7 protein-coding genes are annotated in these 7,490 nt (G+C 34.4%); all 7 read right to left on the bottom strand.

Annotated features, from left to right (window positions below; genetic code table 11):
* On the bottom strand, nt 1–1,058 hold a 1,058-nt coding region (locus U9R23_05320; protein MEA3475841.1), incomplete at its 3' end, for a hypothetical protein.
* A gap of 60 nt (nt 1,059–1,118) precedes the next feature.
* Nucleotides 1,119–1,757, bottom strand: coding sequence for a TonB family protein (locus U9R23_05315; GenBank protein ID MEA3475840.1), 639 nt, complete (start codon nt 1,755–1,757; stop codon nt 1,119–1,121).
* Nucleotides 1,758–1,786: 29 nt separating this feature from the next.
* A complete protein-coding gene (locus tag U9R23_05310; GenBank protein MEA3475839.1) occupies nt 1,787–2,194 on the bottom strand; it encodes a biopolymer transporter ExbD in 408 nt (135 codons plus the stop codon).
* 16 nt (nt 2,195–2,210) lie between these two features.
* Complete coding sequence (locus tag U9R23_05305; GenBank protein MEA3475838.1) at nt 2,211–2,624, bottom strand: biopolymer transporter ExbD; 414 nt, start codon at nt 2,622–2,624, stop codon at nt 2,211–2,213.
* A gap of 104 nt (nt 2,625–2,728) precedes the next feature.
* Nucleotides 2,729–3,532 carry a MotA/TolQ/ExbB proton channel family protein gene (locus tag U9R23_05300; protein ID MEA3475837.1) on the bottom strand — a complete coding sequence of 268 codons (804 nt, stop codon included), beginning with the start codon at nt 3,530–3,532 and terminating at the stop codon, nt 2,729–2,731.
* Between the two features lie 47 nt (nt 3,533–3,579).
* Nucleotides 3,580–6,594: a TonB-dependent receptor gene (locus U9R23_05295; GenBank protein MEA3475836.1), complete on the bottom strand. Its 3,015-nt coding sequence runs from the start codon at nt 6,592–6,594 to the stop codon at nt 3,580–3,582.
* Between the two features lie 65 nt (nt 6,595–6,659).
* Nucleotides 6,660–7,490, bottom strand: an 831-nt coding sequence (locus U9R23_05290; GenBank protein MEA3475835.1) for a lipoate--protein ligase family protein, incomplete at its 5' end; no start/stop codon positions are given.

Below are 7,490 nucleotides of genomic sequence, written 5' to 3'. Positions count from 1 at the left end.
CCCATTGCACAGTCATATAATGTATCTTCTTCATTCATATTGCTGATATCAAACTCAACATAAACAAGATTTTTAATATATTCATAACTCCATTGAAAGCTTAATTGGCGAACACGGATATTAAGAGGTGTATGGCCTTGTCCAAAAGTCCATCCACCCCATACTCGTTCACCAGTTGTTCCAAACGGGCTGTAATCATAATAATAACCCATAAAATCTTGTTCTGATATTGGCGCTCCATCTTCATCAATCAAACCATCGTTGTCATCGTCCTGGGGTACAGCAAAATTGTATAGGCTATCAGGGTCTATATAACCTAAATTCAAGAATCCAAGTGGAAACCAAATTCTTAGATTCTCTTCTTTTGTAATAATTTCAGGTGCATTGTCAGGCCATTGGTAGGGCTGGAGACCACCAAAATCATAAAATGGAGCAGGAAGTTCATCTGCAGTCCTAAAAGGGAAAGTAAATCCAGGCATATCTTCATCAATCATACCATCATTGTCGTCGTCAACACCGGTTTTCTGCTCCCGAATTGAACTTTCCAGCACAGCATCATCTTTGTTATACATATCGTATATCGCTCCCAAAGCCAGCTCTTCTAATCCATTATAAGCAGGAAGAAATTCATACATATCAGCATCACCATCAAAGCCTACAGAGCATAAAGTATCAACAACTACCCCCCATTCCGTAGGAGTAGGAGTAATATTCTCTTCTGTATGTTCTTCATCACCCCAATATAGTTTCAGTCCCTGAGCATTTCTTCTTTCTTTCTTTGCTCCAAACCATAAAGCACCCTGGTATAAATAATCAATACCAGAACCTCCAGGATATTCTAATGATGGATATTGTGGCACAATATCATCACCTGAGCCAAAAAATCCATAATTACTAATTCTAAGCCAGATATTACCAACATTATGATAATGAAAAATATCAAGTTTCTTATCACCACCAGAACCACCCATAACAGATCTAGCACACAAGAATGTACTGAATCCTAATAGAAGCACAGTAGTGAATATCAGTATCAATTTTCCTTTATTATTATGCATCTTACCTCCTAATTTATTTTCATAATCTTCATATAAAATAAGATTTCGTTTAAGAACTTATTAAAATGTAAATTTAATTGGAAAAGTAACCCAGATAGCTATAGGTTTACCCTGATTTTTCGCTGGTATAAATTTCCATTGCTTAACAGCTTTAATAGCAAGTTCATCCAATCCTCCTGGTCCAGATTGAAGACTTTTTACAATCTCTACCGCACCAACAGTTCCATCTTCAAATACTTCAGCTTGGACAACAACAGTTCCTTCTAAACCGCTTTGTCTTGCAAAATCTGAATATTCAGGCCAGACTTTTTTAATTGGTATAGGGTCTTCTTCATAAATCACGAACTTAGGGGTTGTCCCGATTCTTGTAACTGGAGGTGGTTTTGTTAAATCAAGAGTAGTAGGTCCAATTGTTTCTATCTCTTCAATCTCTTCATCGCTCTCTAAACCAGACTCTTCTATGGTAAGAGGAATGATAGGTTTAACCTCTTCTGGAGGTTTAAATTTCTGTCTAACTTCTGGAGGAATTTCAATAGTTTGAATTTCTTTTACTTTGTGTTGATAAGGTTTCACTTCAATTTTTGGAGAAACAATAAAGGTAAATAATAAAAGAAGCAGTGCCAAACTTAGAGACCTCTCAAAGTACGAATTTACTTCATCTTTCCAATCTGAAGAACTATAGTCTAACTTATTTCTCATTTTGTATTACCTTTATTTTTATATTTAGATTAAAACAATTTTTTTACTTCAAACGAAACCCTTAATGCTTGGGCTTTTTTTAATTCATTCATTATATCTACCATAAGCCCATAGTATGCGTCCTTATCAGTACGAAAGCAGGTTATAATACCAGGATTTTCAGCTAGTTTTTTTTGCATTATATATCTTATTTGTCCAGTCTCAACAGCAAAGTCATCTACAGATATAATACCTGATCGTGCCACATAGATTGTAGCAGCATTTCTACGGTTAATCTTTTGAAATGCTACAGCTCTTGGTAGATTTACTCTCAAACCTTTCTCTTTAACAAAAGTTGTACTGACCATAAAGAATATTAGTAGTAGAAAGGCGATATCCGACATTGATGCATTAGGGATTTCAGTAGCAATTTTTGTTTTTCTCTCAATTTTTGCCATATATCCTCTTATCTGATTATCTGGTAGATAGTGAGACTGTTTGTGCCCCTGCTCCAAGGAGTTGATCAAGGGCTTTTACCATCATATAGTATTTACATCTTCTATCTGTCTCAAGGACAAAAACCATCTTAGGATTTTCGCGAATCTTGTTTTGAACTACTGTTTTGAGTTCCCCTGGCGAGACCAGTCTTTCATCAACTGCTATTTCACCTCTCTTATTTACTTTAATTTTGGTCAGATTTTCTTTCTTAATTTTAACCTTTTTCCCACCAGACTCAACATGTGGTGGCAGGACCAATCCCAGGCCTTGTTTTACATCAAATTTGGTAGTAACCAAAAAGAAAATCAACAATAGAAAAGCTACATCTGCCATTGAAGAGGTCGGAATACGAGCCTTTTGTCTAACTTTTTTCTGTTTTGCTATATTCATTTTATTTATTAAACCTTATATATTATTACATGGTGATTAATTTTTTGCTTTCTTAATTCCTGTTTAAATAATTAACATAAGTTAATGAACAATAAGGGTAATAATTATTTTCTCTCAAGTAGTGCTTCTGTAAATTTTTCAGACCCTGCTTGCATATCAATAATTAATCCATCAATAGCTGAGATAAAGAAATTGTTGATCAGTTGAATTGGGATTGCTACTGCTAATCCAGAAGCAGTAGTAATCAAAGCAACAGAAATACCGCCAGCTACAATAGTTGGTTCGACTTCACCTGCAGCTTCAATAGACTGGAATGCTTTAATCATACCAACAACTGTACCGAGAAAGCCTAACATTGGGGCAAGATTTATAGTGGTTGCCAAAGCGATTAATCCTTTTTCAAGAAAGGACATTTCTAAAATACCTGCATTTTCAACAGCTTTTTCTACTTCTTCAATTCCTTTGTCAGCTTTTAATAATCCAGCATGTAAGACACTTGCTACAGGACCACGAGTTTTGGCACATAACTTAATAGCATCATCAATTTCCTTTTCTTTAATTAAGGGTGCAAGTTTGTTCAAGAAGTCGTGAACAGAAATTTTAGCATATCTAAGAGCAATTATTTTCCATATAGAGGTAGCCAATGCCCAGATAACAAGGAGCAGGATAGGCCACATAACAAATCCACCTTTGATAAACAGGTCAACCAAACCACTTCCCACGATTCTTCGTGCAAATCCCTCAAAACCACCGATGCCTTTTACTGCTTCTACTTCTGTTGTTTCTACTGCAATGGAAGCCGTATCTCCAATAGTTTCTTTTTCCTGTTCTTGTGCAAGTATGTTACTATAAATTAATATACATGCCACAAAGATTATTAGGATTAGAATGTTGATTTTCTTGTTCACTTTTAATCCTCCTTTCCCGACAAGTCGGGATCCTTCAGAATTTTTTTTTACCATTCAAGACTTATTCCTAATGTATATCTTCTGGGTTCAGAATATCTACCTGGGTTTTTAAGGTAATTTTGATAGATAGCTGCGCCTGTAAGGTCATCACCCTCATCTAATTTGCCATCATTATTTGTATCAAAGAGCCTAATAATGTTTCCATCATCGTCAGTTTTTCCAGTTTTCGGATATACCCAATTTATATTTTTTGTGTTAAATAAATTATTTACATTAAAGAATAATTTTACTTTAGACTTTCCAATTAAATAGAATGCCTTAGTGAGTCTAAAGTCTGCATTATGAGTCCAATCCAATCTCTCTGAGTTTGTATCTAAGGGTTTATCGTTTTTTGAGACGGGAGTATACGGTTCACCAGAATTAATCCTCCATAATAAGTTAGCATAGAATTTGTCAGGCATTTTTAATCCTAAAAGATAAAATTCTTCATCTTCTGGAATTCTGAAATCAAAGTTAACTGAACCTATATGTCGTATATCCCAATTGAGTGGGAATTCTCTTAAATTGTCTCTTGCAGTATGTACATCCGAGTTTTTACCACTTGCCCAAGAATAAGTATAGCCAATATTAAATCCCCAAAAGTTGCTAAATCTTTTTCTAAGGGTAAATTCTGCACCTCTGGCACTACCATAATCAGTTGATATATAAAGATAGTGCTGTTTTCCTGATTCAGCGATATCCTCAGGCAGTATTGAATAATCAACACTTAGCTCACTTACAAGATTATAAATATTCTTATAGAAGAGTGTGACATCCAGCAGATAATCTTCTCCTATTTGATGTTCAACGCCAACCTCATAAGTAATGGTAGTTTCAGGCTTTAGATTTGGATTACCAACATTAGCGCCAACTGAACCTACTTCAGGGGTAGCACTTGTGAAAACATATTGCATTGGGGGCAATTGACTTTGATAATTATATGCGAAATGCATAACATCTTTATCTGTAATAGGATGGGAGACACCGAGTCGCGGGCTTATCATCAGCTGAAATTTATCAACCTTTTCTTTATCAATATAATAATCGCCTTCATTATCTTGTTTAAGATATGCAACAGAATCCCACTCAGCATCCACATATTTTCCAGTAGCATCACTAATTACTTGATATTTATCACCCAGATACCAGGAGTCAAATCTTATTCCAGCATTAACTATCATACCTTTCCACTCCATTTTATCCTGGAGATAATAGGCACCTTGCCAGGGATAAGCTTTATATCCGTCAATAGACCCCCCAGCAAATTTTATTCCATCTTTGAAGTCATCAATACGATAAATTTCTGTACCATAAGCGAGATATCCATAATCAACAAGTGAATCTATTGGTATATGCATTCCAAGGGTATCAACCTCTTTTCCCTTTAAATAATTAGGTAAACGCTTGACATCATCAATAATCCATGGACGATATAATCTATCTTTATAAATGTCATTATATTTAATCTCAAAACCAGTTTTAGCACTATGAATAATACCAATCTGATATGTTAAATCACCTCTAAGTGTATAAGTGACAGTTTCATCATCAACAAAAGAACCGGCATTGGTTCCAGGCGAGGAAAATCCCGGAACAGTTGTTTCATCACCTATTTGATTACGGTATTTAAGTGAAACATCAATTCCATTATCAAGAATACCTGGTATATCTACACCATAGTTATTAGCAGAAGGATTTGTGGGATTAAAATGCCAGTTTTCATCTGAAAAATACCAATCCCTATCCACACCAGAAGTTAATTCAATACCAGTTGCGAATCTACTACCACGAATTGTATAAAACATTTTAGGTGAAACTGTATGATCAAATGTAAAAGCTTCCTGGTCATGAGTTGTAGTATAATGATTAGAATATTGTAAAGAATATTTCATATATTGGGAGTATGGGAGATATATTTCTTTATCACCTCTTACAGCAATAGTGAATTTAGTTTTTGGACTCAATTGAAATTTCACTTTTGAATTAAGTTGGTAATTATTCCTAAAGCGATTTCCTAAGTCAAAGAAATTGAAAAGTTCGTCTCTATCACCACCCAAACTATTTATATTCGCGATTTGTTTATTGGAGAGAATCTGTTGTTTATCAGGATTTCCTATCCAGAGTACATTAGTTGAATCAATGTTATAATAATCTTTATACCTTGTATCTGTCCAGGAACCAGAGCCATTTAGATAAAATGTAAGTCTATCTCTTTTTTCCCTTGTTCCAAGTGGAAGTAAAGGACCGCCTAAGGCAAACTTTATCAAGTCTGTATTATTTCCTTCATCTAATATGTGGTCTGACCTGAGTTCTAATTTTCCTGAATAAGAGGGTCCACCAGATTTTGTTATTAAATTAATAATAGCTGACTGGGCGTTCCCGAATTCAGCAGTGAACCCACCAGTTTGGACAGACATATCACTCACTGCATCTAAGTCAAGATTCATCCCAAAAGCATTATCAACTGGATTTGAGATTGACATTCCATCAACAGTATAGACAACCTCTCCAGAACGTCCACCGCGAATATGTAAGTTTTCTCCAGAACCTACAGCTCCAGCTGTAACTGCAACGATGCCTTGAATATTTTCAACTGGCATATGTTCCATATCTTCAGATGTAACGATATTTTCAGAACCTGTAACATCTTTCTCAACAAGTTTTCTCTTTGCTTTTACTGTAATACCTTCAATTCCAATTGCCCTCTTTTCTAACTCAAAATTTAAGGTTGTTGTTAAATCCAAATTGATTTTTACACCTTCTACTGTTACCGAAACATATCCCATCAAAGTTGCTTTAACATTATAAGTACCAGCAGGAATGTTGATAATCATATATCTGCCTTTTTCATCTGTTATAGTGCCTATTTGCTTGTCCAAAATGACTATGTTTACGCCAATAATTGGTTCATCAGTCGCAGAATCAGTCACTCTCCCCATTAACTTTCCAGTGGTTCCAGCAGATAGAATATCGGTAAATAGTAAGAGAAATAAAATAGTTAAAACTATTGCATACTTATTCATAGCTTCTCCCTTCGTGACTTTATCTCTTATAAGAGATTATGGAACATATTTTTTACTGATACAAATCATATGTCAATTTTTTTATTATTTAAATTTGTTTTACCATTATAATTCTTATATTTTATTGATAATTCTTCTATTAAAGTTTTCTCAAATCTATTTATTTTACTATCTTTTAAGAAGTTTAACTCAAACTTTTTCTCAAAATTTTTTTTGAAGGTATTTACGAATTTATTAAAGCTAATAGGTTCATCTAAGATTTGATTAATTGCTATGGTTTTTTGAGATAAGAGTTTTTTTAGAGTATTATGGTCAGAGGCATTGTTAAAAGGTACTAATTCAGCCATTAATTCTTGATTGTGGTTTAGTAATATAGAGCCGTGTTGAAGTAATACATTATTTTTTCTAATTTGTGCACTGCCAATAATTTTTTTGTGTTTGTAATGAATTTCATACTTTGAAGCACTTGCAAAGCAAGGATTTGACCAATCTTTCTGTTTTTTATCTTGAGATATACCATCTTCCATTTCAGCATAAATACCGATGTCATCAAGACATTTTATAAGAACACTTCCAATTTTCTGATAGGATTTTAAAATTGAACCACTCATTATTCCATTAGTATCCGCAATAACTGCATAAGTAACTTCATCGTAATGTAAAACTGCTCTTCCACCCGTTGGTCTCCTAACTATTCCAAGACCATATTTTTTAACTTTACCTAAATCAATTTGTTTTTCAATGTTTTGATGAAATCCGAATGAAACCGTTGGAGGGTCCCAATCATAAACTCTGATAGTTTGTGGTGAAACACCTTTTAAGACTCCCAGCAGAATAGCTTCATCTATTGCCATATTTTCTGCTGGAGCCATTTTGCCAGAGATGATAAAGCGCCA

The sequence above is a fragment of the Candidatus Cloacimonadota bacterium genome (assembly GCA_034722995.1).
Taxonomy (GTDB): domain Bacteria; phylum Cloacimonadota; class Cloacimonadia; order JGIOTU-2; family JGIOTU-2; genus JAGMCF01.
This window is presented reverse-complemented; position numbering and strand designations above follow the sequence as displayed.

Coding starts and splice junctions, on each gene's coding strand:
- U9R23_05315 (MEA3475840.1), bottom strand. CDS start 1,757: ATGAGAAATAAGTTAGACTATAGTTCTTCAGATTGGAAAGATGAAGTA.
- U9R23_05310 (MEA3475839.1), bottom strand. CDS start 2,194: ATGGCAAAAATTGAGAGAAAAACAAAAATTGCTACTGAAATCCCTAAT.
- U9R23_05305 (MEA3475838.1), bottom strand. CDS start 2,624: ATGAATATAGCAAAACAGAAAAAAGTTAGACAAAAGGCTCGTATTCCG.
- U9R23_05295 (MEA3475836.1), bottom strand. CDS start 6,594: ATGAATAAGTATGCAATAGTTTTAACTATTTTATTTCTCTTACTATTT.